The following is a 24504-nucleotide window of genomic DNA, read 5'->3' as shown; positions in this document are numbered from 1 at the left end:
GGGAAACCCGGGGGACTCTTGGGCCGGAGGACGCGCCGGAGTGGTCGGAAGTTCCGGGGGCGGACTGGGTCCGGAGAGTGCGCGGGGAAGAAGGTGAACCGCCGGTATGGGCTACCTGATAGACACCTGCGTTTTGATCGACCACCTGACCGGCAGGCTATATCCCGATGCAAACACCTGGCTGGAACAGGCGGTGGCGTCCGGTTTGGCGGCTACCAGCGTGATCGTCTACCATGAACTCCTGTATGGGGCCCGAACTGAAAAAGCGAGAGCCGCCGTCGAGAAGCTGTTGGAATCGTGGGAAATGCTACCCATGGATCGCAAGGTTGCCGGGCGTGCCGCTGAAATCCGTCGGGATCAGGCCGCGAAGGGCAGGACTCTGGGAATGGCCGACTGCCTTATCGCGGCCACGGCCGAGTTGAATAACCTGAAGGTTGTCACCGCGAACATCAAAGATTTTCCTGCTGTCGAGGTAGTGCTTCCAGAAAAAATTGACAAAATGGAAAAGGATTTTTGAAGCAAATGTAGAAAAATACGCCCGGATCATATAAGCAAAAAGCGGGTGGGTATAATGCCCGGGTAACATTCAAATACCCGGGCCTGCCTCTTTCAGGAAGACCCGGGCAATGATTCCATCACTGGAGGTGGGAAACAGATTCATCCGGTTATGGATAACAGCATAACCCGGTGATCATTTGTCAGATTTCTATTCTGGCACCCAGCAACTCTGCAAATTTGCGCATCCACTCGGGATGCCCTGGCCAGGCCGCGGCTGTGACCAGGTTGCCGTCCACCCAGGCGTTGGAGAAGGTTTCGTTAACCTCCCCCCATTTAGCCCCGGCCCGGAGGCAATCGGGTTTTACCGCCGGATAGGCCGTGCACAGCCGGCCTTCCAGCACGCCGGCGGCCACCAGGATTTGCTGGCCGTGGCAGATGGAGGCTACCGGTTTGTTGGTCTCAAAGAAATGACGCACCATATCCAGGAGCCGCTCATTCAACCGCAGATATTCCGGAGCCCGGCCGCCGGGGATGACCAGTCCGGCATAATCTTCCGGTTTGACTTCATCGAAGGTGGCGGTAAGGGCGAAGTTATGACCCGGCTTTTCACTGTATGTCTGATCACCCTCGAAATCATGGATGGCCGTGCGTACCGTTTCCCCCGCTTTCTTGCCGGGGCAGACCGCGTCCACGGTATAGCCGAGCATGGTTAGCATTTGGAAGGGCACCATAGCTTCATAGTCTTCCACATAATCTCCTACCAGCATGAGAATTTTTTTAACGGCCATGGGAAGGACCTCCTTTGATAAGTGTTTGATCTATTTATTACCACAAAGGACCGTTAAATTCCTGCAATGGTTTAGTTATTGTTTACCAGCCCGCGGAAATACGGGGCGGTACGGCACTGGCAAAAAGAGGATTTTCAATTTTTTCCCTTGCAGGCAATGGCCGGCCCTTGTTTAATCCCTTTATGGAGTTGTCTGGTTTTTAACCAGACAACTCCATTATTTGTTGAAGATGGTTGGTTCTTTGGAACCAGATATAAAATGAAAATCTTCTCTGGGCACCGTACATGGACGAAGCGATCGTGCTGCTCTACCACCATATCGACCCGGCACCTGATAGGCCTTTTGCAATTACCCCCCGGTTGTTCCAGGAACACATCGACGCCCTTTTGCAACACGGCTACCACGTAATTTCCACCGGGGAACTGGTTTTTCCGGCCTTCCGTTACGTACGTTATTGAACCTCCCTCCACTGAAGTGGGAGGATTCCAGCTTCCGTCCGCAAGGAAATGGCCAAAAGCGGCATTGACCTGGAAAAACTGCTGGCCGAGTTGAGAGAGGGCAGTCATGAGTACAGGACAGATTAAGGTGTTTCTGGACAGCAGTGTAATTATAGCCGCCCTTGCCTCAATGAGTGGCGGTTCCCATGAGGTGCTGGCCCTGGCCGAGCTGGGGATAATTGTTCCCTGCATATCCGAAGACGTGGTGGGCCAGGTGCTGAGGAACGTCCAAAAAAAGCTGCCCGGCTGTGTGGACAGCTACTACACCCTGTTCAAGGTCCTGCCGTTCAAAATTGTAGATCCTACCGATGAGGATCTGGAATACGCCAGGTCGCTGATAAACGAGAAGGACGCCCCCATACCGGCGGCGGCCATATCCGGCAAGGTAGATTGGCTGTTGAGCCTGGATAAGCATTTCCTTAGCGGGGATTGGAAAGGAAAGGTGAACTTTGCCATCGGTACCCCCGGGGATTTTCTGCAAGAGCTGGTGTCTTTCCTGAAGGGAGATGGTTAAAGCATAATGTTCCGGTTCTACCTGTTCGTCGTTTACCTGGCGCTACCGGTGATTCTGGTGCCCGGACTGCGGCCGGTATAGAAAATAACCGCATAGCGGTTCACGAAAACTCCCGTAGGATATATTCCTGGAACATCGGTTCAGTGAACTTATAAGAGCCACGCCCAGTTTTTTCAATTATCGCTTTGGAAACGAGAAAGTCTATAATTCTTTTGGTTTCGTTCGGGTTCAGTTTTTTATCGTAAACATTACTTCCGGCGGCTATACGTTTCAAAATATGACGCACTTGAAAACGCTGACTGAGTTCGTCTAAAATCTCATCGTAAACTTGGGCCAGAGTCAGTAAGGCCCGGTCATATCCCAAACGAAGGATGCCGGGAGTAACATCGCTCTTTTCCGCTTCAAGAAGCGCATAATAGGTTTCCGAACAAACGAGCATGGTGTCATGAGGATGGCCACCTGTCTTTCGCAGGATTTCTTTGATAATTTCAGCGTTGATTCTAATGTTTCGTTCGCTGAACTTTTGCGTAATGTAGTCTGCCCATGATCTTTCGGAAATAGGGGGGATGGGAAGAATTGTAGCGAAGCGATAGAAAGCCTCTTGCCGGTTGCTGAACAAAGTTTCCATCATGCCTTCCTTTGAGCCGAGGAACAGGTAAGAAACATTCTCCTGGTTCTGAAAGTAGGAACGCATTTTCTTGTAAATATTTGTGTCAACAATTCGGGATGCGTCTTGAAATTCGTCAAGCAAAACCACCATTGATTTCCGATCACGTTTAGCAAGAACCTCCGGCAAATCCAAAGCGTAATCGAGAAGCGTATCATCGTTCGTTTCGTCAAGGAATTTAAGGCTGAATTCAAGATCCTCCAGTTTGACGGTCAACTTAGCCATACCGGCAATAGTTTTGGCGCGATCTTTCAGTGCGTCGAAAGTTTTGCGAACCCCCGTCCTGTTTTCCAGGCAGGCGTTAATTAGAGAAATGGCCAATTCCCTTTTATTTGAAAGCCGGAAAAAGTCAATCGAAGCCGTATAAAACCCCTGTTTCTTCAAACGTCTTAACACTTCATAGGCAAGAGAGGTTTTGCCTATCCTGCGGGGGCCGGCCAGCATGATGCTCTGGCCTTCAGATAATCTAATTTGCAGGGAAGCCAAAAATTCTTCCCTGTCTACAACGTCTTTTTCCGGCACGGGACCGCCGAGGGGAAACAGCTTGCCGGGCAAAAGAAACACCTCCAGTAGCAATATTACTTTTCATGTAATATTATATTACGTATCAAGTAATATATCAATACAAATCGGTCCGCCGGGGCCGTTAACCTGCGAAAACTTCATAAAGGAGCGTGGTAAACATGCGTAAACTAACCCGCAAACCAGCCATCCTGTTAGCCGGCCTGCTTCTGGCCCTGCTGGCCTTCGCCCTTCCGGCCCTGGCCAGCCCCACCCATAAGGCCGTGTTCGTCATCGGGCAGAGCAAATAAACCGTGGACGTCCCCTTCATCCCCGTGGCTGAAGCCTTCGGTGTGCCCCGGGGGAACATGGTCTGGGACGGGGAGCACCTGGGGGTGTGGGGTTTCTATGGTCATGTAAAGGATTATAAGGTATTGACTGTCGGTTCGAAAAACGGGGTTTGCAAGGGGTTTATGGATGATTTTACGAAGCATCTTGATGAAGCCTGGGAAGCAAATGATTTACTGAGCTACCCCCTTTTCGTAAAAAATGGCGTACCGATGGTAGGCATCGGAACTGTATCGGATATCTGGTTGTTATTTGCACCACACGCAGGGCTGTCGATAGTTGATGGAGAAGGCGGAGGGCATCTGGATGCAAAAGCGGGCACGGCTTATACCGAAATCAATCATAGGGTCTCACATTATAGTGTTGTATCTTGCTTAGCAATATTGTAAAATGGGGGTGATAAAGGCAGGTGATGGCCATGCCGGAAGAAGCGATCAGGGAGATGGCGGCCACCAGCGAACAACCGCCCGGCAATGAACCGCCGCGCCATCTGGTGTCGCAGGAATTCTTTTTCCTGCTTCAGCGGATCGACCGCCTGGACGAGAAATTTACGGAGCGGATTGACCGTTTGAGAACAGAATTGCGGCAGGAGATGGGAGACGTCAAACAAGAAATATCTAGTTTAAGATTCTGGACAATAGGGGCGGTAATCACGGTAATCGCCGGGTTTATCGGCACCATTGTAACCTTAGCTATTCGCTGACAACCCAACATATCCAGGGAAAGCACCGGAAGCCCCGGCACTTTCCTTTTTTATGGGAAAATTGCAAGGAAAGGGGAGGATGTCATTGCGGAAAGCGGTTTCAGTTTTCGTTTTGCTGGTAATGTTTGTTTTTGGAATAGTACAGCCAGTGTTAGCTGCGGACTGGATAAGACCTGAAGATCACCAACCCCCCGCCGCCTACGCCGCCAATGGCATAAACACCTACTCCCGGGGCCAGTACGAAGACTTTTTCATCAATTACAACGGCAATGAACTGGGCACGGACGGAGCTGTGTGGGTGGGAAGCCTATACCCGGTGGACGTGTTCGACAAATATGTGGGCGTGTACGAGTCCTTCGGCTACCCGGCGGTGAGCGACGCGAACCTGAACAACCCGTACCGGTCGCAAAACCTGCAGGATATCAAGAATTTTCTCCTCGGGTTCCAGATTCCGTATGACAGCGGCTACTACTTGATCTCCATGGACTACAACGAGAATCTGTTGAAAGATGTGCTTGTGCCGGGGACGACTTATTACACAAAGCCGATCTGGCCCCTGTCCAGCGCCATCCGGGATCGGCCGCTGGACGTGACGGTACAGGATATCCCGGGGGAACAGGTGAGGGCGTGGCAACTTCCAACAACATTTCCCAGTGTTGGCTCTGGAGAAATCGATTGCGTCAAAAACGACGGCTTCAGTTCCCCCGGCTTCATCGGCGAATCCTGCTACGTCAAAGAAATGAGTAGCGGCTCCACGCCCAACCTGTGGCAGAAGGCCAGGGTTTTCGTCAGTCGCCGGCAAAGCGCGTGACGTGGCAGCGAACGGAACCACTCCCTGGAACCTGCAATCTGTCATATGGTCGGTTTCTCACGATGGATACCGTTCGTCTGTGCAGCTGGTTCCATAATAAAGTTGATTTCCGGCAGAAATGCACCGCCGTATGGGGATTGGTTGGGTGATGACAAAAGGAAGGATTTATTGAATACTGGTTCGTAGTAATGCAGGGGAGGGCTTCGAACCGATGGAATCGGACGGCGCTGTTCTGCAAAAACTCGCTTCCTTGGCAATCTCCGAAAACCCTAAGATGCGCTGGCACGCGGTGCGCCACCCGGGGTGTCCGGGATACCTGGCGCTCTTTCTGGTGGACGATCCCGACCCCCAGGTGCGGCTGGGGGCGCTGTGCAGGCTGGTTCTGTGCGGGGAGTTGGACCGTAGGACGGCCGGGAGGATGGCGGGGCGGGGCGTGCAGTTCGATGCATTGCTTGGTTTGTTCGGGCCGGTAGATAGGTAGTTTTCTGCGGGCCGGGCACCTTTTTCGGGGGTGTCCTGCTTTTTATTGTTGAACGAAAACAGAGCGGCCCGCTCTTTTTCCGGAGCAGGCCGCTAAAATTCCAAGAAAGGGATGTGCCGGAATGGCGATCTACTGAGCGTTGGACGCAGGCGGGCCAAATTGCCCGAAGTCTCTGCCCTGCGGCGCGTTTTGCAGCCGCTGGATCAGCTTGTCGGCCTTGTCCTGGGTCATCTTGCCGTCCTTCACCGCCTGTTGGATAGCCTGGATTTTAGCATCAAGGAGCCTCTGGTGTAGCTGATCCATGGTAAGCCCTTTTTCCTGGGCGATATCGGAAATCTTCTTGCCCTGCTGCAGCTCGGTTTTGAGCTCGTCGGCGCTCATACCGAGAACCTGAGCCAGCACGTCTAACCGTTTACCCGCGAATTCTCCTGCTTCTTTGCCGTCTTTAGGACCGTGGAACGGTCCCATCGGGAAGAAATTGCCCTGTTCTATCCGGTCCTTGATTTTTTGCGCCTGGTCAGAAGTCATCTTCCCCTGCTGGACGGCTTCGTCAACCATCTGCAGTTCGGTTTGTTTGACGGCATCCACCAGCCTGGTTTGATCCACGCCCAGGTTGGCCGCCAATTTTTCCAGGAAGGTCTGGAAGAAGGCGGGCGGCTTGGGTTGATCCGCGGCGGTGGAAGTTTGCGCCAGGGCCGCTCCCACAAAGAGTGTCACCAGTGCCAGAGCTGCCAGGGCGATCACAATTTTCTTTTTCATTACCGAACACCTCCTGAATTGTGTCATTACGGTTGCGTTTATTCTTTACTACAGAGCACAGGTGCCTACATATCGGGCGGACACCTCCTTTCGGTCATCTCTATTTTCAAGTATAACTGCAATTTGTTGCGAATCTGTGAATAAACGGTGAAAAATTTCCAAAAAGGCTGGCAAGCGGTGAGAGTTCTTATGGTCGATCGCAAGCACTGGCCGGATGCGCCTGATTTGTTATGCCGTATTGTGCGCGAACACCACGAACGGGCCGACGGCTACGGCTACCCGAACGGGCTAAAAAAAGGGGATATACGCCCGCTGTCCCTCATCGTGGCGGCGGTGGAAGTTTATACGGCACTTTTAGAGCACCGGCCTTACCGGGACAAGAGTTTTACCCGGGCGGAGGCGTTGGTGGAATTGGAAAGGCAGGGGTTTTCGGGTGATGTGGATAATGTGCTGGCGGGATTAAGCTTGCTGCTGTGGGGAGGGTGATTAATGGATAGCTTCTTGGCGGAATTTCTGTTGCAAAGATAATAATTTACTATATAAACAATTTTTAATAAGCATAAAAACGTTATTGTATTTCATAATAATGTTAAATATAAAGGGGGGTATAATAAATGCACCATGAAACCAATCCATTCATTCAGCATGCTGCACGTCAGGGTCAATTGCTGATAAACGCTTCTAATACGGCGGCGGCTGCTTCTAACGAGCTGATTTCGGTATGTGATGAAATTATCTATAACATCAACCATGGGAACATGCAGGGCGCTCTTGCATCGGCTCAAAATGCCAGAAACATTGCCGGTCAAATTGCCAATAACACACAACATTTGAACCGGGCCATTCATGAACGCATAAGCATGGCTTCATACGTTTTAAGTAGGATGCAGCAACACATCAACGAAATAGCCGGCGCGTTACAGGGAATAAGCGGGGCGGTATCAAATCCCCACAGCCAGTATTACCAACAAATGTAGACATATTACACATAAAATGGAATTGGGCGCTAATAGACAAACCGGGCCAGGTGCCCGGATTTTTTATATTCATTTTCAAGCACATGCTGGTAACCGAATCAATCTGCAAAACATGACGTACCGGCCGCCGAGTAATCCCTTTTTTCCGGGATACCCGGCTTTTTCTTTTTATGACAAGCTACATCCAAGAAAGGTGGTTTTGCAAATGCACGCACTCATCCTTCGCCGCCCGGGTCTGCCCGGGTGGTTGTCCGAGATGTTGAAATACCAGGGTCCAAACCGCCTGGCCATCCAAATGTTGGCCTGGCACGAATCACTATATTATCACGCCATCGTGATGTTCCGTTGGTGGTGTCCTGGTTCTTTCTGGTCGCCGGTTCCGTCATTCTCTCGTTTCTGAGGGCAGGAACCTGCGCCGGAAAGTAGAAAAAATCAGGTAAATGCCTGTATTGCGGGGTATGGTAAGATGCGTAAAACAGCCTTTCTGTCGGCCTTCCTATTGGCAATTATGACCTTCGCCCTGCCCGCCCTGGCCGCGCCGGCCCACAGGGCCGTATTTGTGGTGGGGAAGCACGGCCCTGAAACGGCGGTAACAGGAAAATAACTTTTTCCATTCCAGGGCAGGAACCCGCGCCGGGAAGTAGAAAAAATCAGGAAATACCTGTGGTGCGGGGTGTTTCGGAATGCGCAAAACAACCACCCTGTTGGCCTTTCTGATGTTAATTCTGACTTTCACCTCTCCCGCTCTGGCCGCACCGGGCCACAAGGCCGTATTCGTCGTCGGACAGAAAGGATATACCGTGGACGGCCAGGCAAAACAAATGGACGCGGTACCCTTCGTTAAAGGCGGCCGCGCCTTCGTGCCGGTGAGGTATCTGGCCTGCGCCTTGGGAGTGGCGGAGAGCGACGTGGTGTGGGTTGGCGAAACAGGCACGGTCAGCCTGGAGCTGGGCGGCACGCTGGTCCAGATGAAGGTAGGAAGTAAAACCCTGTACTTGGACAGTCGGCCCGGGGAGATGGATGTAGCCCCGGTGATTAGGGAAGGCCGCACTTACCTTCCCGCCAGGTTCGTGGCCGAAGCGTTCAGTTACGAGGTGGGCTGGGACGGCGGCCGGCAGGCCGTAATGATAGGGCCGCCTGGTCAGTTGCCTGAAGCGCCGGCAACCACAAGAACAACCGGGAATAAATCCGCGTCAGAAACTGTCAACAAAAAAGATTCTTTTGTCTTCGATGTACTAGGTGATTCAAAGATATTACCAGGAAGGGAGAATTGGCGGGGCAATCGGGTATTGGCGGAAGCCGTGGAACGGATTAATCAGGACAACCCTGCCCTGGTGGTTTACCTGGGAGACGGCGTCGATCAGGGCGGGCCGGTCGAAAACCTGTTGGCATTTAGAGAATACCTTGTTAAATTGCAGTCACCATGGTATCCGGTGATCGGTAACCATGAATTGATTAGAGGGGCAGAATCCAGTGGTCGGGCGGGAAACGGGGAAGGCAACTTTCTTCAGGTCTTTGTTGACAAACTGCCGGTGCAGGGGAGAAGTTATTATTCCTTTAACTATCAAAATTCACATTTTATCGTTTTGGATACGGCGTGGCAGAATGGGGACGGGCCGAAGGAGGCTGAACTGAAACCAGGTAGCCAACAGTGGGAATGGCTTCGCCAGGACCTGGCCGATGCCTGCCTGCGAAGCCGGCACATCTTTATTTTTGGCCATAAGCCGCCGGTATCCCCTTTTCGTTCCGGAGGCCCGGATACCGTTTCCAATTTGCCTGATGGACACGGAACCAGCTGGGGAGAGCCGGGAGTTGCTGTTGAATTTATGCGAATGGTTGCTAATTATCATGTGGACGCTGTTTTCTCCGGCCACATACACATGTTCAACCGGATGGACGTACAGGGAGTACCGTACTTTATCACTGCAGGTGCCGGCGCAAATTTGTATGCTCCACCGGAATCTGGCGGCTATTATCACTACCTGCGTTGCCGCGTAAACGGGAATCAGGTGAGCTATGAAGTGGAAAAGCTGCCGGTACCGGAGTAATAAAAAGGGCGATTCGAAAAGTAAGAAAGTCGCCCGGTGAAAACAACATAAAACTTTCGGAGACTAATAAGGAACGGAGCCACGTCGAAATGTCCAAGATGTCGATAAACCCAACCTACTGCAAAACGGCCCTCAGCAGGACCGGCATTCCTGGCTACCGCTACTGCCTGAACCCTTATGTCGGTTGCTCCCACGGGTGCCGTTACTGCTATGCGGACACGGTGCTTCGTTTTTCCGGCCACTCCGGGAAATGGGGCGAATTCGTGGCCGCTAAAGTCAACTTCCCGGAGGTTTTGAGGCGAGAATTAAAGCGGAAAAGAAGCCTTTCGGGCAGGATTATCTTTGGTACCGTTACAGACGCCTACCAGCCCGCTGAGGCCGAATTCGGCCTTACCAGGAGTTCCCTGGAGATCTTTGCGGAGGAGTGGCCAAACGCGGAGATTGACCTGCTCACAAAATCCGACCTTGTGGTGCGGGACGTTGATATACTCAAGAAGCTGAAAAATTGCTCCGTTGGTTTTACGGTGACCACCTCTGATGACAAAATAGCCTCCGTGTTAGAACCCGGGGCCGCCCCGCCGTCGGCACGCCTTCGGGCCGCGCAAAGGCTCGCTGGCGAAGGTTTATACGTATGGGCCTTTATTGCGCCTGTTCTTCCGGGAGTGAGCGACGCTCCCGGGATGCTGGGAAAACTCATATCTGGCCTGAGAGGAGCCGGGGTTAAGGAAGTCTACCTTGATTCGTTGAACCCCTATCCTGCTTCCGTGTATCGTTTAAAAGTTGCTTACCAGACAATGCTTCCCTGGGCGCTGAAACACTTGGAACAATACCTTTCCGACCCCCGCGGGTACTTACGTACACTATCAGAAGAGTTGGCGACCCTTTCGCAGGAATACGGCTACGATTTAAGGGTTAATTAAAACCGTAGGTGCATAGCCCCAAAATTATAGACCAGTAAGGTGGGGCGGCTAATATGATCAGGTTGAGGGGTCACTACTTGATTTGCCTGCACTTCTACCGGGGTGAGGGATTCAGTCGGTAATTTGTCGAAAACCTGGAAAACGTAATGCGCAGGGCTACGGAGGGAGAAGAGATAGAGGTAGTTGAAGGCAATGACGACATCTGCCGGGCTAGCCCGACGCTCCAAGGAGAAAAATGCGTCGCCAAGTCTGGGATGGATGCAGAAATCAGGAGAATGGATGCGGAAACGGCCGCATACCTTGGTGACGAAGTTGGGTCGAAGGTGCTCTGGGAGGAAATAAAGGCCAAAGTGATGGAAACGCCCAAAGAGTGGCTGGCGGTTTTCTGCGAGCAAAGGCTTGGTGGAAGACTGCCGTGATCTTGACGTGAACTACTTACATCGTGAAGGACTGCTACAGCCAGGGCGGTGGGTCACTTTATCGTGGTGTCGGGAAAGGGAGCGGACGGCAAGCACAGGCATAAAAACTTATACCGGAGCGGTGGAGCACGGCCGTTGCCGGCAGGGGGACGATATGGTTCAAATTTACCGGGCCTTGCTTGAAGCCGATGGAATCGTGCTGGGCTCGCCGATCTATATGGGCTACGTCACTGCCCAGACCAAGCTGTTCATGGATCGCCTTTTCGCCTTCTTGAGGCCCGGCTTGAACAGCATATTCCCTCCGGGAAAGAAATTCGTTATGGTTTATTCCCAGGGGGGTGGGGATGACCGGGAGATGATACATGGGCTTGTTCAGCGGCTGGGAAGGATTCTCGGTATGCAAGTCAAGGGAATAGCCGGAGGTAACGGGATGAATGACCTCAACACGGTCAAAAGCAACAACGCATTGCTCGAAGAAGCCTTCCGTCTAGGCAAGGAACTGGTAGGGTAAAAACTACGGTGGGCACTGGAACGAAACGTTGTCGGTAGGGAAGATGTCCTGACTTGCGGCATACCCACACCACGTTGCTATTATCCAAAGGGGAAAATGTAAAAGTGGTTTCCGAGCGGTTGGGGCATTCCAGCGTAGCATTCACTTTAAAAACATACGCGCACGTATTGCCCGGAATGCAGGAAGGTGCATCCTGGAGGGCGGGTCAGAAACCGCGAGAACGAAATATTTCCACGAGAAGGAAATCGCTAAAAAGGCGTGAAAAAAGGCCTGTGGGCAAACGGTGGGCAAAAAGCTTTTTGACGGCCTCACCGAACCCTGCAAGCCTTGATTTTCCTGGTGGAGGCAATGGGACTCGAACCCACGACCTCTAGAGTGCGATTCTAGCGCTCTCCCAGCTGAGCTATGCCCCCACGTGCAATTTGCATTATATCACGAAAACGCTCCGGTTACAAGAGGTTAAGCCGATTGCCGTAAACCTTTTAGCGCTGCCGTTTAGATTCCGGTTTAACATAGGTATAAACGGCGTAACCGGCCAGTGAGAGCCAGGTGGCGCCCATGGTTAAACCTATAGGAACGGCCAACCAGTTTGTGGTGATTTTTCCTCTGGCGAAGAGATTTTCCATGATTAAAAAAATCATTTTTACTCTCACGGAATGGCCGGCTCAAAAAAACTGCCCTCTTAATGGGGCAGACCGTCGGTTATTATGAAACCTTTTGCATTGTCTCCTGCTTTTGCTTCCTGATATTTTGCTCTTCAGCATAATCGGTGGATATCAGGTAAAGATTCACCCAGAGTTCGTGTTCATTATTCTTGCCGTCCAGTTCCCTGGCCAGTTCTTTAAATTTCTTTTGTACGCGGTCTTTAAAAGAAGAAAATTCCACCAGCAGGTCCACCACTTCCCGGTGATTGTACGAAGCCCCATCCCGCAGCATCTTGACCACTTGATACACCCCCCTTAAAAATACCCTGGGTTAATTATAAATACCCGGGGAAATTTTGTTAAGGGGTGGATAATGTCTAATTGCACCCATTTTTGTAATAGTTTGGGGGGGCTTGCTCACCCCCCCCCGGAATGGTTCACTTTTGTTTCAGGGCAAACTTAGAAGGTGTTCGGGATCGTTCCCAGGCTATAGTTTGGCGTATATTGACCCTGGTCGGAAATGCTACCCCGGAATCCGCCCTGGCTGAATTGCCCGCCAAATTGACCGGGCGAAAGGGCCATTTGACTGCCCCATTGTCCGCTTTGTCCGCTCAACTGACCGCCCAATCCGGCCTGTCCGCTCAACTGGGTGCCCCATTGTCCCGTTTGGGTGCCGCTAAATTGACCGCCCCACTGTCCCGGCTGGTTGCCGCCGAACTGCCCGGTGTTACCCCATTGTCCGGCATAGCCCTGGATGTTGCCGGGCTGGTACTGGGCGCCAAATTGTCCGCTGGTATAACCGGCGGTGGTTCCGGATATATCGTAACGCGCTCCGCCAAATTGTTGACTGGTCTGGTACCCCGGCTGGTAAGCCTGGGCGTAGCCGGTAAAACCGGGCTGGCTTACGCCACCGCTCCAGCCCGCCTGTCCGAACTGGCCGCCGAACTGGGTTTGTCCCATGGTGGTGCTTAGTTGCTGGGCCAGGCTGCTGAGCTGATTGATCTCCTGGTTCAAACGACCGGCCATAAATGAGATGCGCTGCAATTGCTGGGAGGCGTTGATCTCCCTCTGCTGCAATTGCTGCAGCTGGGCGGAGTTGCTCTGTTCCGACTGCTGGAGCTGGCTGGCCATTTGCATAATACCGTTCACTTCGTCCCGCAACCGCTGGATTTGTTGATGGATCTGGTGCATGAAATGACCTCCTTAAAACTATAGTCTTCTTCCATGCCATAGTATGGTACCCCGTTGAAAAGTTTATAACTGGAATATATAGGAATTGCCATTCAGATTATTCATTTTTAATTATTTGAATACGGCCCAGGTAGGGTGCCCTCTGGGGTCCCTGCAGGCCGGTTCCCTGGATGTTGCCCGCTGTTACCAGTGTTTTTACACTATGGTGCAGGAATACCATGGGTACGTCCTGATGCACTTGCAGAAGCACGTCCCTGTAAATCCGGGAGCGCAGGTTATCGTCGGCGGTACGCCGGGCGGTCTGCAGCAATGTATCCACCTCCTGGTTGCGATAACGGGTGGCGTTCAGGCCACTGTTTATTTGTGCCGAAGAAAAGAGGGTGTACAAAAAATTATCCGGATCGCCGTTATCACCGGTCCAACCGTAAATAAAGGCATCTCCCTCCTGGCGCAGCAATGCCTTTTTAAAATCTTCCCAGGGATAAACCTTGATGGCACATTGAAAGCCGGCTCGGTTCAATTGTTCCGCCAGAACACGGGCCAACTTTTCGCCCCCGGCCGGATTATAAGGCCGGGCATTGCTGTAGGCCAGCAGGGTAATGGGCAGGCCCTGACCGTACCCGGCAGAAATCAGATCCCGGCGGGCCTTTTCCGGGTTGGGCTGTGGTCTTTCCGGGGTCTGATCGGAGGCCAGCACCCGGGGGGGAAGGGGGCCGGCGGCCGTTATCACTTCACCTGGAAACAATTCCTCAGCCAGTGCCCGGGGATCGCATGCCTGGCAGGCTATCTCCCTTAGTGCCCGGTTGCGGAAAAGACCCTTATTGGTATAAAAACCCAGATAGCTGAGGTCCAGACCCGGGGTGCTGACAACCTGGAATCCCTTTTGTTGCAGGGAGGGTATTTCCGCAGTGCTGATCCCCTCACTGATATGGGCGGCCCCGGAAAGGAGCATACTTTTTCTGGTGGCCGCATCGGGTATGGTGCGGAATATTACTCCCGGAACGGCTGGTTTGACTCCCCAGTATTCGGCATTTGCCTGCAGGATTATCTCCTTATTTTTTTCCCATTGCTTAAAGATAAAGGGTCCGGTTCCCGCCCGGTGCTGCCAGAAATCGTCTTTATATTTGGCTACCGCTGCCGGGCTGACCATGGCTGCCACGGGCATGGCCAGATTATATAGAAAAGGGGAATAGGGATATTTTAAAGTAAAGCGTACCGTGGAGGGGTTTAACACTTCCACCCTTTGCACCATGCCAAAGACAAAGCTGGCGTAAGGTGAATTGTTTTGGCCGGACACAATCCGTTCGAAATTAAATTTCACCGCTTCAGCATTAAAGGGTGTGCCGTCTTGAAAAGTTACACCGGAGCGCAGATAAAAGGTCCATTCCAACCCGTCCCGGGACACCTCCCAGCGGGTGGCCAGACAGGGCTCCGGTTCCGGGGAACCGGCCTGCAACCGGACCAGCCCTTCATAGATGTTTACCAGAATGCGGTTTGATGCATAATCACCGGCCAGGAGCGGGTCCAGGGTATGGCCTTCGTCCGGTTGAAGATAAACGAGGAACCCTTTATTTTCTGCCCCGGTTATTCCTGCCAGCCATGATGTGGGCATTACCGGCGCAAATCCCCGGATATAAAAAAACCACAGACAGGCCGACAGGGTGAAAATAAACGCCATTCGCCTGAGCAAAGCTATCCCTCCGTTTTTCCCGGAGATGAAGAAATAGATGATGCGCAAGGTTATCCCCCGTTTGCTCCGGAAGATATATGGTTAAAATGGTTAAATGTATAATACTGCATTTACTGGAAATATCCTCTAGATAATAAACAAAAACCCTTTATCTTTTTTTGCTTCCCCGGGCAGGAAAAGGGCGGGGAATGGCGAAGCACCTGACTACCTGGATTTTTCGGGTTGCGGGGGAGGACGCGGAAAAAGTAGTGGCAGCCCGGGAAAACGCCGAAAGGAGTATATCCATGAGGGTACATTTTGGGCCGGCGGGGAATCCGCCATCCTTTCAGGCCCAGGGACATAAAAGTTCCCTGGACATGCCCGCCTGGCTGAAAGCCCAGGGGCTGGATGCCTATGAGTATCAATCTGTGCGGGGAGTGCATATAAAAGAAGATACTGCCCGCAAATTGGGGGAGTTGGCCAGGGAAAACGGCGTGGCTTTGAGTATGCACGCGCCCTATTATATTACCCTGGGGACAGCGGATGCGGGCTACCGGGAAAAAACAAGGATGCACCTGTTAAAGTCCATTGAAGCCGCCCACTGGATGGGGGCCTCTCCGGTGGTCTTTCATCCCGGCACCGGCGGTGGGGAAGACAGGGTGGCCACACTGAAAAGGGCAATGGATCTCTTGAAAGAAATTCTGGACGAGGCGGCAGAAAGGGGTTACGGGGACGTCCGGGTGGCCCCGGAGACGGCGGGCAAGCCGGCGCAACTGGGTAACCTGCCGGAAGTGCTGGACCTGTGTACCGTCAGTTCCCGGGTAGTGCCGGCGGTGGACTTCGCCCATCTGCATGCGGCCGGTGGGGGCAGCCTGACCACCGTGGAGGATTTTGCCCGCATACTGGATTTGCTGGAGAGCCGGTTGGGCCGGGCGGCGTTGGGGCACCTGCATGTCCATTTCAGTCCCATCGAGTTTACCGGCAAAGGGGAGAAAAGACACCGCACCCTGCTGGATGAAGGTTTTGGGCCCGACTTTACCCTGCTGGCCCGGTTGCTGGTGGAAAGGAATGTGGGCGCCACCATTATCTGCGAATCCTATGACCGGCAGGCTGAGGACGCCCTGGTTTACAAAACCATATATCAACAATTAAAACAACAATTTTCCCGTTAAAAAGACAGAGGGTGGCCGGTCCACCCTCCGCCTGTTTTTATGGCCAAACTTTAATGGGATTCCACATCCTGGGCACCGAATTGCCGCAACACCGTGGCGGCGTCATTGGCCTTATTGTCATCGCAGCGTACGGAAACCAGAATGTTACCCTGTTTTACCTTTTCTTCGTAATAGCGCCCCCGTTCCGCGGGAATGCCCCAGTCGATCAGGCCCCCGGCAATGCCTCCGGTGGCCGCGCCGGAGAGTAATCCGGCGATGGGTCCGGCCGCGACGATGGGCCCGATACCCGGGATGGCCAGGGCTCCGGCTCCGGCCACCAGTCCGGCCAGGCCGCCCAGTACGCCGCCGGTGGTTGTGCCGTCGCTTACCGGGTCACCGCCCATGGTGGGTGCGTTATACTGGTTGCGGCGGTCAGTCCGGACGGTATCCTCTTTGGCCACGATGGAGATGTCGCGATCAAACCCCTTGTTCCTCAACTCCGCTACCGCCCGCTCGGCGGATTCCCGTGAACTGAAAGTACCCAGTACAGTTTTGGCCATGCTGTAACCTCCTCGAAATAGTGTAGGCCTCATTCACCTTCTAGCATGTCTTTTGTTTTACTTTTCTATGCCAGGTAATTTATGGATTTAAAACCGCCGGTTTATCACATTAAATCGGATAAATCAAAGGCAAAACTAAGCCGGTGGCACGGCCACGAAAATCTGGCCGTGCCACTAATTTATTTAAGCCCGTCGGGGGGCAGGCGGTCGCCCAGTAAGCCGGTCTCACCCACATGACCGACTACGCCAAAGGCGGGCGGCTGGCCGCCGTGCAGTACGCCGGGCTGGAGGTAGAAACAGTTTGGACCAGATTGCGGGGTTGCTCATTTATGCCGCCTGGCGCCGGCGGCCGGTGTTCACCCACAGTTTTTGCCCGTCGGTCGGTTGGTGACTGCTTCTAACCAGCTATGGGAGGTGGACATTAAATACGGTTATATTGCCGGTGAAGACCGCTTTTTCTTCATAATGCCCGTCATTGACGTTTATGACCGCTGCATTGTGGACTACCATATTGGGCTGTGCTGCGAAGCTAAAGATGCCGTGGCTACCCTTAAAAGGGCACTTTTTAAACGGCAGTTGTTTACGGCGGCAGAGAAGCCTGTAATCAGGTCTGATAACGGGCCGCAGTTCATCAGCAACCTCTTTGATATAACGTGCCGGGAACTGAGCATGGAGCACGAAAGAATACCCTTTAAGACGCCTAATTTAAATGCCCATATCGAGTCCTTTCATTCGATTTTAGAGGAAGAATGCCTTTCCAGGCACGAATTTTCCAGTTACGCAGAAGCTTACGAGACAGTGACCGGTTTCATCTGGCATTATAACAACGTCCGTATTCATTCTGCTACCCACTACCTGGCACCGGCGGAATGTTATCAGCTTTTGATGAGAAATCAAAGGCACCTGAAGCCCGTAAGGCTTTAAAAAGGCATGTTCCTTGGTGAGCCCTTGAGGGTTTTCCGGGCGGCGCCGCCGGGTAGCCTTGACGGCCGGGGACCCCGCACGTGGTACAATGGATAGCCGACGGGGCTTGCCTCTGTCCATAGCATGTTCCCCGGAGCCGCCCCGTCGGTGTTTTTGATTAACCACGTGCGGGGTGGCAGTCAAGGCCGCCGCCCTGAATTGAAATTCGCCAAAATCGTGAGCGAGAAGGACTAATTGTCCAATCTTAGGGGGTCAACCCGTCTGAAGGTTTTTGCTTTGACTTTTGTTTAGAACCTGTTATGTCCTTCCTTATTTGACACATAGGATCTTTCAATAACTGTTGAACATAATTATTTAAGTGGTCATAAGATGTATTACTTCGGTTTTCAAATATAAGGTGAACTTTTCTTTTATAGTCATCTGTCAGCCAAGTTAATCTTTCAAGTAAATACCGAGTAATGTAGTTATATGAGTTAAGTTGTCAAGGGGTTGACATAACGAGAATAATTACCGCTCCCCTTATTGACATGTTCCTGGTGAGCCCTTGAGGTTAACCTTAATCAAAGTGGCGCCGCCGGGTAGCCTTGACGGCCGGGGACCCCGCACGTGGTACAATGGATAGCCGACGGGGCTTGCCTCTTGTCCATAGCATGTTCCCCGGAGCCGTCCCGTCGGTGGTTTTGATTAACCACGTGCGGGGTGGCAGTCAAGGCCGCCGCCCTGAATTGAAATTCGCCAAAATCGTGAGCGAGAAGGACTAATTGTCCAATCTTAGGGGGTCAGCCCGGGGTGAACTTGATTTGACCCCTTTGCGAAAGCCTTAATTTTTGAATTTTGCAGGTCACACTAATAGTGATAAAACTTAAGTAAGAGGTGTTTCGGTTGAGAGTAGTTCATGATAGATGTTTTATTTGTGGTGCTAAATCTGATTTTTGCTTAGAAGAAGGCATAACGTTATTTCGAGAGGCCCGATGCAATATTTGCGGTGCTTCGCTAAGGAACTCCGATACTGCGAAGGCAGTCATAGAGGTTATTTTGGGTAAGACAGCGTCTCTTTCGGAATGTGTTGGGGAATTATCGGGTATCAACATCCTTGAAGCCCAAGCAGTAGGGCCAATTTATAATCTACTGAAGAAGTTGCCTCGTTATGTTTGTTTTGAGTATTTCGATGATGTGAAGCCAGGTGAATATAAAAATGGCATACTATGTAATGATCTGGAAAATCTAACATTTGGTGATAGCAGTTTTGATCTGGTAATTACACAAGATGTGTTTGAGCATGTTGCAAACCCAGGTAAAGCTTTTTTCGAGATCTACCGTGTACTGAGAGAGGGAGGTTATCATATTTTTACAGTACCTTTACACGAAGGTAGACCAACAAAAAGCAGAAGAGGCTTGCCAGAAGTATATCATGGAGATCCGCTAAGGAAACAAGGGATATTGGTATATACAGATTGGGGAGATGATATTTGCTCTCTTGTAGACAAATACGGGTTTGAGACTCTCCGCATCGATGCTCATATTTTTTACCAGCCTCATGAAATTACTGACGTTGACCAAAGTTATTCTGAGTACTTAGTTACTCCGCCTCTGAAATACTATCGCTATAACTCTATCGTCTTTATATCACAGAAAAGAGGGAATAGAGTCAAACGGATGATTAACCTGCTTAAAGTAGAGTAGGCCCTGGCACAAACCAATTCCAAACATAAGAACAGGGTGAGGCCAGGCAGTTTCTCCCCTTATCTGTTAAACTCAACTTAGGAGCAGGAATGCTCAAGTGACCTCCTCCCCGAGAAAAACCCTGTCGATTCGTCACCGTTCGACAGGGTTTTTCCTTGACACATTTTCCTGGAAGTGGTTCAATTGAACTCAGTGCAAATTGGCGAAAGGGAGATGTTTTTATTGGATCTCGGCTCCAAAGCAGGAACCCGCTCCGGAAAGTAGAAAAAATCAGGTAAATGCCTTTGGTGCGGGGGTGTTGTAAGATGCGCAAAACAGCCGTTCTAAGAACGGTGCAGAGGGTTTCCCTTCGTTTTGATTAAGCCTCAGAAGGTCGTTTTGTTTTTTGCGGGTATTTTGCGTGTACAGGGAAGTGACCGTATGAGAAAAATACAAATTGATCTGCCCGGTTCCGGTCTGGTCCTGGAAGCTTTCCTGGACCTGCCGGCTGTTCCTGGTCCCTTTCCCGGAGTAGTGCTGTGTCACCCCCATCCCCTCTACGGTGGCAATATGAATAACAACATCATCCTCGCCGTTAGCCGGGCTTTGACCAGTAATGGAATAGCCAGCCTGCGTTTCAACTTTCGCGGTGTGGGCCGCAGCCAGGGTTGCTTTGCTAACGGAATCGGGGAACAGGAAGACGCGCAGGCGGCCCTTTTATTGCTCGTAAACCAGGAAGAAATCGACCCGTCCCGGATCGGCATCATGGGTTATTCCTTCGGGGGAATGGTGGCCCTGGCAGTTGGTAACACCAATGATGTAGTTCGGGCCATCGCGGCCGTTTCCCCGGTTATCCCTGCCAACGTGCTCAAGGAATGCACCAAACCAAAGTTGATTGTTACTGGGGCGGAAGATAATATAATTCCCCCTTCCTCGGTCTTAAAGGAAACTGCCGGTATGGCCGAACCAAAGATTGTTGAGCTGATTCCCGGGGCTGATCATTTTTGGTGGGGATATGAGGCTAAAGTTGGGGATATGGTGGCTGACTTTTTCGCCCGGGTATTAGCATTTAGATGATAAAGGGTGGTACCATTTTTTTAAAAAATAACATAAATGAGGGGGTTCTCCAGGATGAAAAAAGTTCAAAAGCCTTCCACCGCTTTATTTCCCGTACCCAGTGTATTAGTCACCACCATTTCCGAGGGACGGCCCAACATTATCACACTGGCGTGGGTGGGCACTGTTTGCTCCTCGCCACCCATGTTAAGCGTAAGTTTACGTCCGCAAACTTACTCCCACGGTATTTTAACCAAAACCAGGGAGTTTGTCCTGAACATTCCCGGAGCTGATCGGGTTAAGGAAATGGATCTGTGCGGGATGGTTTCCGGCCGGGATGAGGACAAATTCACCCTGACCGGCCTCACTCCCCGGCCGGCTACCAAAGTAGAGGCCCCTCTGATTGCCGAGTGCCCGGTTAACATCGAGTGCCGTGTAAATCAAATCATATCCCTTGGATCACACGACATGTTTATCAGCGAAGTTCTGGCCGTGCATGTGGACGAGGCTGTGCTGGACGAAAAGGGCCGCATAAACGTGCAGAAGATTGAGCCGGTGGCCTTTGTGGCCGGGCAGTACTGGGCAGTGACCAGACATCTGGCTGATATGGGTTTCGCCAGGCTTAAAAAATGAAAAATGAAAGTGCCGGTGGAGCAAAATATTATGGAATTACTGGCAAAATTAAAGGGAATAGCGCAAAATGGTGGCGCCGGTTATTTCGGGGTGGCGGATCTCGCTCCTGCAACCGGGTTCATCCGTGAGCAGGGAGGAGATATACCGGCTTCCTTTCCCGCGGCCGTATCGGTGGGTATAGCCATGCCCGTGGGTCTGGTGGAAATGTTGGCCGTGGCTGAGACTGATCCCGGCGTTCTGGTAACCTACGACCGCTACGTGTACCATGTATGCAACTTGATGCTGGATCAGCTTACTTTTAACCTGGCCCGTGAAATAGAGGGCGCAGGGTACCGCGCCATGCCGGTGGCGGCTTCTCTGCGCGTCCCCGGCAGGCATTTTGCCGGGGTATTTTCCCACAAACTGGCTGCTCACCTGTCCGGAATGGGGTGGATCGGCAAAAGCTGCCTTCTCATCACCCCCCGGGACGGCCCGCGGGTCCGCTGGGGTACCGTACTGACCGATGCTCCCCTGCCCGCGGGCAAGCCCATGGAAAAAGGTTGCCGCGGTTGCGCGAAATGCGTGGAAGCTTGCCCGGCGGGGGCAATAAAAGGGCGGGATTTTAACCCGGCCGAACCGCGCTCGGCGCGGCTAGATGTGGAAAAGTGCGAGGAGTACCGCAATTACGTGGCAGTAAACAAAGGGGTTCGCACATGCGGAAAATGCCTTGCCGTATGTCCTTACAGCAATAGAAGAACAGTTAAAGCGCCCGTGTAGACGCCGGGAACAACGACGACGGCCCGGCAGTGGTGTCTTATCTCAAGCAGCACGGGGTCAACAAGGTTGATTACCTGGTGGCAACCCACCCCCATGAAGACCATATCACGTCAACTTCGGGGCTGATGTCTTGAAACACCGCTTTCCTGCCGAATTCCTTTATCATTTCGTCTAAGGCTTCTCTTAAATTATTTAACGCTTCATCCGGGGTGTCCCCCGTGGCGGTGGCCCTTAACGGCTCGCAGCGGGCGATGTACTCCCTGTCGTACAGTTTGATTGTCACGGGCAGTTTATAAATCAACTATCTTCACCACCTGATCATTCTTGAGCTAATTATACCACAAGAAAAGGCTTTATTTGATCACGCGCATTTTTATTTATACACTTGTGTCGCCCTGACGGGCGACGCCCCGCTCGATCCACGGGACAAGCCCGTGGGTTTTCAGGGGCAGATTTCTATAAACCTATTTATTTTTTTACGTCTTTTGCTATAATATAACTTGTTGTTTTCGGGCAAATAGACTTGGAAAGGGGGGCTTATGCCGTGTTACCGACCCCGCAGAAATTTTTCCTCACCGCCGCCAGCGCCGAGGGCCACAGTCAGTTAACCGCCTTTGACAACGCCCTTCTGGCCGGACGCATCGGGAATATCAACCTCATCCGGGTGAGCAGTATCCTGCCGCCCGGCGCCCAGTATGATCCCGACCTGGTTATTCCGCCCGGTTCGCTGGTACCCACCGCCTATGGCTATGTCATTAGCGACGTGCCGGGGGAATTGATTGCGGCTGCCGTGGGTATAGGTTTTTCGGCCGAAAGCTTTGGCGTGATCATGGAGTTTGCCGGGAGATGTTCCCGGCAGGAAGCGGAAGGACGTATTGAAGCCATGCTCCGGGAGGCTTTTGATTCCCGGGGAATGAAGCTGGTGGAAGTGAAGATTGCCGGTACCGAACACCGGGTGGAAAAAATCGGTTGCGCCCTGGCCGCGGTACCCCTGTGGTATTAAAAATATCCTAGAGGTGAAAGCAATGAATTGCTGGTTTACGGAAATGCAGACGCCGGATATGGCCATCAGCTGCCGGGTCAAAAAGACGTTGCATGAGGAAAAAACACCCTTCCAGCACCTGGCCGTATATGAAACGGACCAGTTCGGCCGCATGCTGGCCCTGGATGACGTGATTCAAACCACCATCATGGATGAATTTGTTTATCACGAGATGATCACCCACGTGGGTCTGAACACCCACCCCAACCCCCGCCGGGTACTGGTCATTGGCGGCGGTGACGGCGGTTCCATCCGGGAGATTTTGAAACACCCTTCGGTGGAGCTGGCCACCCTGGTGGAAATTGATGAAAGGGTAATCGCCGCCGCCAGGGAATATTTGCCGGAAATCAGCTGCGCTCTGGGTGATCCCCGGGTGCGGGTGATTGTGGACGACGGCATCAAACACGTCAAAGAAAACCGGGACACCTACGATATGATCATCGTGGACTCCACCGATCCCGTGGGGCCGGCGGAAGGCCTGTTCGGCCGGGCCTTTTACCAGGATGTGCATGACGCCCTCACCGGGGACGGATTGTTTGTGGCCCAGACCGAATCACCTTTCTTTAATCGCGATCTGATTCCCCGGATAATCCAGAACGTGCGGAGCATCTTCCCGGTGACCCGGCTGTTTTTAGCCTGCGTGCCCACCTATCCGGGCGGCCTGTGGACCTTTACCATGGGCAGCAAAAAGTATGATCCCCTGGAAGCAAACCTGGAACAATTGCCGGATTTAAAAACCCGGTATTATACCCCTGCCGTGCACCGGGCGGCTTTTGTTCTGCCCCCCTTTGTGGAGGAACTGCTGCAGTCCGAGGAAGGGTAATCATGCAGGGGATTTGGGAGAAAAACGGGGGCTTTATGGGCGCCATTGCCGATTATCACCGGGCTTCCCTGGTTCTTTTGGGTGCGCCCATGGATCTGACCGTCAGCTTTCGTCCGGGTACCCGTTTCGGCCCGGCCCACATCCGGCAGGTCAGTGTGGGCCTGGAAGAATACAGCCCCGCACTGGAACGGGAACTATCCCAGTGTGCCTTTTATGACGCCGGTGATCTGGTGCTGCCCCCCGGCGGGGTAAAGGTCAGCTTGAGCCGCGTTGGCAGTGCGGTGGCCGGTATTGTGGACGACGGCAAGTTTCCCCTTTTGCTGGGTGGCGAACACCTGGTTACCCTGCCGGCGGTGGAGGCGGTGGCCCGGGTTCATCCGGATCTGGTGGTGGTTCAACTGGACGCCCATGCCGACCTGCGGGACGAGTACCTGGGGGAAAGGCTTTCCCACGCCACGGTGATGCGCCGGGTGGCCGGGGTGGTGGGGGAGGGCAACCTTTTCCAGTTCGGCATCCGTTCCGGCACCCGGGAAGAGTTTGCCTATGCCCGGGCCTGCACCCATCTTTTCCTGGAAGAAATTTGTGCGCCCCTGCAAAAGGTGTGGGGGCAACTGGAAGGGCGACCGGTTTACCTGACCCTGGACATAGATGTGCTGGACCCGGCCTATGCCCCCGGCACGGGTGCTCCCGAGCCGGGGGGATGCACGCCCCGGGAGGTTTTTCAGGCTTTATATCTGCTATCCCGCCTGCAGGTGGTGGGAATGGATCTGGTGGAAGTGAGTCCGGTTTACGATCCCACGGAACGCACATCCCTTCTGGCGGCCAGGATAGTGCGGGAAGCCATCCTGTGTTTTGCCAACCGGGGGCATTAACTTTTCGCGGCATCGTTATGCCGGGTATTTTTTAGCCGGCGGAAAGGCAGCAGATACGGGATGAAATTTTACCTGAAAT

33 protein-coding genes, 1 tRNA gene and 1 pseudogene are annotated in these 24504 nt (G+C 52.6%); 26 read left to right on the top strand and 9 right to left on the bottom strand.

Going from position 1 to position 24504, the window contains the following annotated elements; genetic code table 11:
- Nucleotides 1-106 precede the first annotated feature (106 nt).
- The gene (locus tag GFC01_RS08985) at nucleotides 107-517 is read left to right on the top strand and encodes a type II toxin-antitoxin system VapC family toxin (protein WP_152946404.1); all 411 of its coding nucleotides are present in this window, start codon (nucleotides 107-109) and stop codon (nucleotides 515-517) included.
- A gap of 181 nt (nucleotides 518-698) precedes the next feature.
- On the opposite strand, the gene GFC01_RS08980 is transcribed toward GFC01_RS08985, so the two are convergent.
- Entirely contained in the window at nucleotides 699-1286 is a 588-nt protein-coding gene (locus tag GFC01_RS08980; protein ID WP_152946402.1) for a DJ-1/PfpI family protein, read from the bottom strand.
- A gap of 284 nt (nucleotides 1287-1570) precedes the next feature.
- On the opposite strand from GFC01_RS08980, the gene GFC01_RS08975 reads away from it, so the two are divergent.
- Nucleotides 1571-1744, top strand: a complete 174-nt coding sequence (locus GFC01_RS08975; protein ID WP_152946400.1) for a hypothetical protein — start codon at nucleotides 1571-1573, stop codon at nucleotides 1742-1744.
- A 106-nt stretch (nucleotides 1745-1850) separates the two neighbouring features.
- Complete coding sequence (locus GFC01_RS08970; RefSeq protein ID WP_152946398.1) at nucleotides 1851-2297, top strand: PIN domain-containing protein; 447 nt, start codon at nucleotides 1851-1853, stop codon at nucleotides 2295-2297.
- Nucleotides 2298-2397: 100 nt separating this feature from the next.
- Here GFC01_RS08970 and GFC01_RS08965 read toward each other — a convergent pair whose 3' ends face one another.
- A complete protein-coding gene (locus GFC01_RS08965; protein WP_152946396.1) occupies nucleotides 2398-3519 on the bottom strand; it encodes an AAA family ATPase in 1122 nt (373 codons plus the stop codon).
- Between the two features lie 128 nt (nucleotides 3520-3647).
- Between GFC01_RS08965 and GFC01_RS19745 the strand changes: the two genes are divergently transcribed.
- From GFC01_RS19745 to GFC01_RS08945, 5 genes are all read left to right on the top strand, one after another.
- Nucleotides 3648-3776 (top strand): hypothetical protein, encoded by a 129-nt coding sequence (locus GFC01_RS19745; protein WP_279233454.1) that lies wholly within the window; start codon nucleotides 3648-3650, stop codon nucleotides 3774-3776.
- Nucleotides 3777-3860: 84 nt separating this feature from the next.
- Nucleotides 3861-4202 carry a hypothetical protein gene (locus GFC01_RS08960; protein ID WP_152946394.1) on the top strand — a complete coding sequence of 114 codons (342 nt, stop codon included), beginning with the start codon at nucleotides 3861-3863 and terminating at the stop codon, nucleotides 4200-4202.
- A gap of 20 nt (nucleotides 4203-4222) precedes the next feature.
- On the top strand, nucleotides 4223-4516 hold the full coding sequence (locus GFC01_RS08955) for a hypothetical protein (RefSeq protein ID WP_207707599.1): 294 nt from the start codon (nucleotides 4223-4225) through the stop codon (nucleotides 4514-4516).
- Nucleotides 4517-4595: 79 nt separating this feature from the next.
- Nucleotides 4596-5327 carry a hypothetical protein gene (locus GFC01_RS08950; protein ID WP_152946392.1) on the top strand — a complete coding sequence of 244 codons (732 nt, stop codon included), beginning with the start codon at nucleotides 4596-4598 and terminating at the stop codon, nucleotides 5325-5327.
- A 274-nt stretch (nucleotides 5328-5601) separates the two neighbouring features.
- On the top strand, nucleotides 5602-5808 hold the full coding sequence (locus GFC01_RS08945; RefSeq protein ID WP_194174880.1) for a hypothetical protein: 207 nt from the start codon (nucleotides 5602-5604) through the stop codon (nucleotides 5806-5808).
- Between the two features lie 129 nt (nucleotides 5809-5937).
- Here GFC01_RS08945 and GFC01_RS08940 read toward each other — a convergent pair whose 3' ends face one another.
- Nucleotides 5938-6567 (bottom strand): Fis family transcriptional regulator, encoded by a 630-nt coding sequence (locus GFC01_RS08940; protein WP_152946387.1) that lies wholly within the window; start codon nucleotides 6565-6567, stop codon nucleotides 5938-5940.
- 189 nt (nucleotides 6568-6756) lie between these two features.
- On the opposite strand from GFC01_RS08940, the gene GFC01_RS08935 reads away from it, so the two are divergent.
- From GFC01_RS08935 to GFC01_RS19990, 8 genes are all read left to right on the top strand, one after another.
- Nucleotides 6757-7053 carry an HD-GYP domain-containing protein gene (locus GFC01_RS08935; protein ID WP_152946385.1) on the top strand — a complete coding sequence of 99 codons (297 nt, stop codon included), beginning with the start codon at nucleotides 6757-6759 and terminating at the stop codon, nucleotides 7051-7053.
- Between the two features lie 128 nt (nucleotides 7054-7181).
- Entirely contained in the window at nucleotides 7182-7544 is a 363-nt protein-coding gene (locus GFC01_RS08930; RefSeq protein ID WP_152946383.1) for a hypothetical protein, read from the top strand.
- Between the two features lie 466 nt (nucleotides 7545-8010).
- Entirely contained in the window at nucleotides 8011-8148 is a 138-nt protein-coding gene (locus tag GFC01_RS08925; RefSeq protein ID WP_152946380.1) for a hypothetical protein, read from the top strand.
- Nucleotides 8149-8227: 79 nt separating this feature from the next.
- Nucleotides 8228-9592: a stalk domain-containing protein gene (locus GFC01_RS08920; RefSeq protein WP_243137384.1), complete on the top strand. Its 1365-nt coding sequence runs from the start codon at nucleotides 8228-8230 to the stop codon at nucleotides 9590-9592.
- Between the two features lie 89 nt (nucleotides 9593-9681).
- Complete coding sequence (locus GFC01_RS08915; protein ID WP_152946378.1) at nucleotides 9682-10512, top strand: radical SAM protein; 831 nt, start codon at nucleotides 9682-9684, stop codon at nucleotides 10510-10512.
- Nucleotides 10513-10646: 134 nt separating this feature from the next.
- Complete coding sequence (locus tag GFC01_RS08910; protein ID WP_279233456.1) at nucleotides 10647-10931, top strand: DUF1284 domain-containing protein; 285 nt, start codon at nucleotides 10647-10649, stop codon at nucleotides 10929-10931.
- Nucleotides 10915-11442: a flavodoxin family protein gene (locus GFC01_RS08905; protein ID WP_341473858.1), complete on the top strand. Its 528-nt coding sequence runs from the start codon at nucleotides 10915-10917 to the stop codon at nucleotides 11440-11442. Before GFC01_RS08910 ends, GFC01_RS08905 begins: the two co-directional genes overlap by 17 nt.
- 53 nt (nucleotides 11443-11495) lie before the next feature.
- On the top strand, nucleotides 11496-11816 hold the full coding sequence (locus tag GFC01_RS19990) for a site-specific integrase (RefSeq protein WP_152946375.1): 321 nt from the start codon (nucleotides 11496-11498) through the stop codon (nucleotides 11814-11816).
- Here GFC01_RS19990 and GFC01_RS08895 read toward each other — a convergent pair.
- From GFC01_RS08895 to GFC01_RS08880, 4 genes are all read right to left on the bottom strand, one after another.
- Nucleotides 11780-11855, bottom strand: a tRNA-Ala gene (locus tag GFC01_RS08895). The two genes, GFC01_RS19990 and GFC01_RS08895, sit on opposite strands and share 37 nt — an antisense overlap.
- 292 nt (nucleotides 11856-12147) lie before the next feature.
- Entirely contained in the window at nucleotides 12148-12387 is a 240-nt protein-coding gene (locus GFC01_RS08890) for a hypothetical protein (protein ID WP_341473857.1), read from the bottom strand.
- 158 nt (nucleotides 12388-12545) lie between these two features.
- Nucleotides 12546-13277 carry a hypothetical protein gene (locus GFC01_RS08885; RefSeq protein ID WP_152946373.1) on the bottom strand — a complete coding sequence of 244 codons (732 nt, stop codon included), beginning with the start codon at nucleotides 13275-13277 and terminating at the stop codon, nucleotides 12546-12548.
- 97 nt (nucleotides 13278-13374) lie between these two features.
- Nucleotides 13375-15015, bottom strand: coding sequence for an ABC transporter substrate-binding protein (locus tag GFC01_RS08880; RefSeq protein WP_152946371.1), 1641 nt, complete (start codon nucleotides 15013-15015; stop codon nucleotides 13375-13377).
- 140 nt (nucleotides 15016-15155) lie between these two features.
- On the opposite strand from GFC01_RS08880, the gene GFC01_RS08875 reads away from it, so the two are divergent.
- Nucleotides 15156-16118, top strand: coding sequence for a TIM barrel protein (locus tag GFC01_RS08875; RefSeq protein WP_341473856.1), 963 nt, complete (start codon nucleotides 15156-15158; stop codon nucleotides 16116-16118).
- A 50-nt stretch (nucleotides 16119-16168) separates the two neighbouring features.
- Here GFC01_RS08875 and GFC01_RS08870 read toward each other — a convergent pair whose 3' ends face one another.
- A complete protein-coding gene (locus GFC01_RS08870) occupies nucleotides 16169-16657 on the bottom strand; it encodes a general stress protein (RefSeq protein ID WP_152946369.1) in 489 nt (162 codons plus the stop codon).
- 369 nt (nucleotides 16658-17026) lie between these two features.
- On the opposite strand from GFC01_RS08870, the gene GFC01_RS08865 reads away from it, so the two are divergent.
- The 6 genes and pseudogenes from GFC01_RS08865 to GFC01_RS08840 all read left to right on the top strand — a co-directional run.
- A complete protein-coding gene (locus tag GFC01_RS08865; RefSeq protein WP_194174879.1) occupies nucleotides 17027-17581 on the top strand; it encodes an integrase core domain-containing protein in 555 nt (184 codons plus the stop codon).
- A gap of 882 nt (nucleotides 17582-18463) precedes the next feature.
- Nucleotides 18464-19264: a class I SAM-dependent methyltransferase gene (locus GFC01_RS08860; RefSeq protein WP_152946366.1), complete on the top strand. Its 801-nt coding sequence runs from the start codon at nucleotides 18464-18466 to the stop codon at nucleotides 19262-19264.
- Nucleotides 19265-19684: 420 nt separating this feature from the next.
- Nucleotides 19685-20320 (top strand): alpha/beta hydrolase, encoded by a 636-nt coding sequence (locus GFC01_RS08855; RefSeq protein ID WP_152946363.1) that lies wholly within the window; start codon nucleotides 19685-19687, stop codon nucleotides 20318-20320.
- Nucleotides 20321-20374: 54 nt separating this feature from the next.
- Nucleotides 20375-20932, top strand: coding sequence for a flavin reductase family protein (locus tag GFC01_RS08850; protein WP_152946361.1), 558 nt, complete (start codon nucleotides 20375-20377; stop codon nucleotides 20930-20932).
- Between the two features lie 3 nt (nucleotides 20933-20935).
- Nucleotides 20936-21688 (top strand): 4Fe-4S double cluster binding domain-containing protein, encoded by a 753-nt coding sequence (locus GFC01_RS19985; RefSeq protein WP_341473855.1) that lies wholly within the window; start codon nucleotides 20936-20938, stop codon nucleotides 21686-21688.
- Nucleotides 21685-21795 (top strand): annotated as a pseudogene (locus tag GFC01_RS08840) (MBL fold metallo-hydrolase); the annotation flags it as partial. The gene GFC01_RS19985 and the pseudogene GFC01_RS08840, both read left to right, overlap by 4 nt.
- Here GFC01_RS08840 and GFC01_RS08835 read toward each other — a convergent pair.
- The gene (locus GFC01_RS08835) at nucleotides 21759-21989 is read right to left on the bottom strand and encodes a type II toxin-antitoxin system HicB family antitoxin (protein ID WP_152946357.1); all 231 of its coding nucleotides are present in this window, start codon (nucleotides 21987-21989) and stop codon (nucleotides 21759-21761) included. The pseudogene GFC01_RS08840 and the gene GFC01_RS08835 overlap by 37 nt on opposite strands.
- A gap of 243 nt (nucleotides 21990-22232) precedes the next feature.
- Here GFC01_RS08835 and GFC01_RS08830 point away from each other — a divergent pair, with 243 nt between their 5' ends.
- From GFC01_RS08830 to speB, 3 genes are read left to right on the top strand one after another with little or no spacing between them, the layout of a single operon-like run.
- Nucleotides 22233-22691, top strand: coding sequence for a pyruvoyl-dependent arginine decarboxylase (locus tag GFC01_RS08830; protein ID WP_341473854.1), 459 nt, complete (start codon nucleotides 22233-22235; stop codon nucleotides 22689-22691).
- A gap of 22 nt (nucleotides 22692-22713) precedes the next feature.
- Nucleotides 22714-23553, top strand: a complete 840-nt coding sequence (gene speE, locus GFC01_RS08825) for a polyamine aminopropyltransferase (protein ID WP_152946353.1) — start codon at nucleotides 22714-22716, stop codon at nucleotides 23551-23553.
- Between the two features lie 2 nt (nucleotides 23554-23555).
- A complete protein-coding gene (speB, locus tag GFC01_RS08820) occupies nucleotides 23556-24425 on the top strand; it encodes an agmatinase (protein WP_152946351.1) in 870 nt (289 codons plus the stop codon).
- Nucleotides 24426-24504: the final 79 nt, after the last annotated feature.

The sequence above is a fragment of the Desulfofundulus thermobenzoicus genome, assembly GCF_009428905.1.
In the GTDB taxonomy this organism is placed as follows: Bacteria; Bacillota; Desulfotomaculia; order Desulfotomaculales; family Desulfovirgulaceae; genus Desulfofundulus_A; species Desulfofundulus_A thermobenzoicus.
The sequence above is the reverse complement of the archived record's forward strand: the minus strand, read 5'-3'. Positions and strand labels throughout refer to the sequence as shown.

Coding starts and splice junctions, on each gene's coding strand:
- GFC01_RS08855 (WP_152946363.1), top strand. CDS start 19,685: ATGAGAAAAATACAAATTGATCTGCCCGGTTCCGGTCTGGTCCTGGAA.
- GFC01_RS08850 (WP_152946361.1), top strand. CDS start 20,375: ATGAAAAAAGTTCAAAAGCCTTCCACCGCTTTATTTCCCGTACCCAGT.
- GFC01_RS08940 (WP_152946387.1), bottom strand. CDS start 6,567: ATGAAAAAGAAAATTGTGATCGCCCTGGCAGCTCTGGCACTGGTGACA.
- GFC01_RS08935 (WP_152946385.1), top strand. CDS start 6,757: ATGGTCGATCGCAAGCACTGGCCGGATGCGCCTGATTTGTTATGCCGT.
- GFC01_RS08985 (WP_152946404.1), top strand. CDS start 107: ATGGGCTACCTGATAGACACCTGCGTTTTGATCGACCACCTGACCGGC.
- GFC01_RS08930 (WP_152946383.1), top strand. CDS start 7,182: ATGCACCATGAAACCAATCCATTCATTCAGCATGCTGCACGTCAGGGT.
- GFC01_RS19745 (WP_279233454.1), top strand. CDS start 3,648: ATGCGTAAACTAACCCGCAAACCAGCCATCCTGTTAGCCGGCCTGCTT.
- GFC01_RS08950 (WP_152946392.1), top strand. CDS start 4,596: ATGTCATTGCGGAAAGCGGTTTCAGTTTTCGTTTTGCTGGTAATGTTT.
- GFC01_RS08945 (WP_194174880.1), top strand. CDS start 5,602: ATGCGCTGGCACGCGGTGCGCCACCCGGGGTGTCCGGGATACCTGGCG.
- GFC01_RS08870 (WP_152946369.1), bottom strand. CDS start 16,657: ATGGCCAAAACTGTACTGGGTACTTTCAGTTCACGGGAATCCGCCGAG.
- speB (WP_152946351.1), top strand. CDS start 23,556: ATGCAGGGGATTTGGGAGAAAAACGGGGGCTTTATGGGCGCCATTGCC.
- GFC01_RS08980 (WP_152946402.1), bottom strand. CDS start 1,286: ATGGCCGTTAAAAAAATTCTCATGCTGGTAGGAGATTATGTGGAAGAC.
- GFC01_RS08925 (WP_152946380.1), top strand. CDS start 8,011: ATGCGTAAAACAGCCTTTCTGTCGGCCTTCCTATTGGCAATTATGACC.
- GFC01_RS08885 (WP_152946373.1), bottom strand. CDS start 13,277: ATGCACCAGATCCATCAACAAATCCAGCGGTTGCGGGACGAAGTGAAC.
- GFC01_RS08970 (WP_152946398.1), top strand. CDS start 1,851: ATGAGTACAGGACAGATTAAGGTGTTTCTGGACAGCAGTGTAATTATA.
- GFC01_RS08920 (WP_243137384.1), top strand. CDS start 8,228: ATGCGCAAAACAACCACCCTGTTGGCCTTTCTGATGTTAATTCTGACT.
- GFC01_RS08975 (WP_152946400.1), top strand. CDS start 1,571: ATGGACGAAGCGATCGTGCTGCTCTACCACCATATCGACCCGGCACCT.
- GFC01_RS19985 (WP_341473855.1), top strand. CDS start 20,936: ATGAAAGTGCCGGTGGAGCAAAATATTATGGAATTACTGGCAAAATTA.
- GFC01_RS08875 (WP_341473856.1), top strand. CDS start 15,156: ATGGCGAAGCACCTGACTACCTGGATTTTTCGGGTTGCGGGGGAGGAC.
- speE (WP_152946353.1), top strand. CDS start 22,714: ATGAATTGCTGGTTTACGGAAATGCAGACGCCGGATATGGCCATCAGC.
- GFC01_RS08915 (WP_152946378.1), top strand. CDS start 9,682: ATGTCCAAGATGTCGATAAACCCAACCTACTGCAAAACGGCCCTCAGC.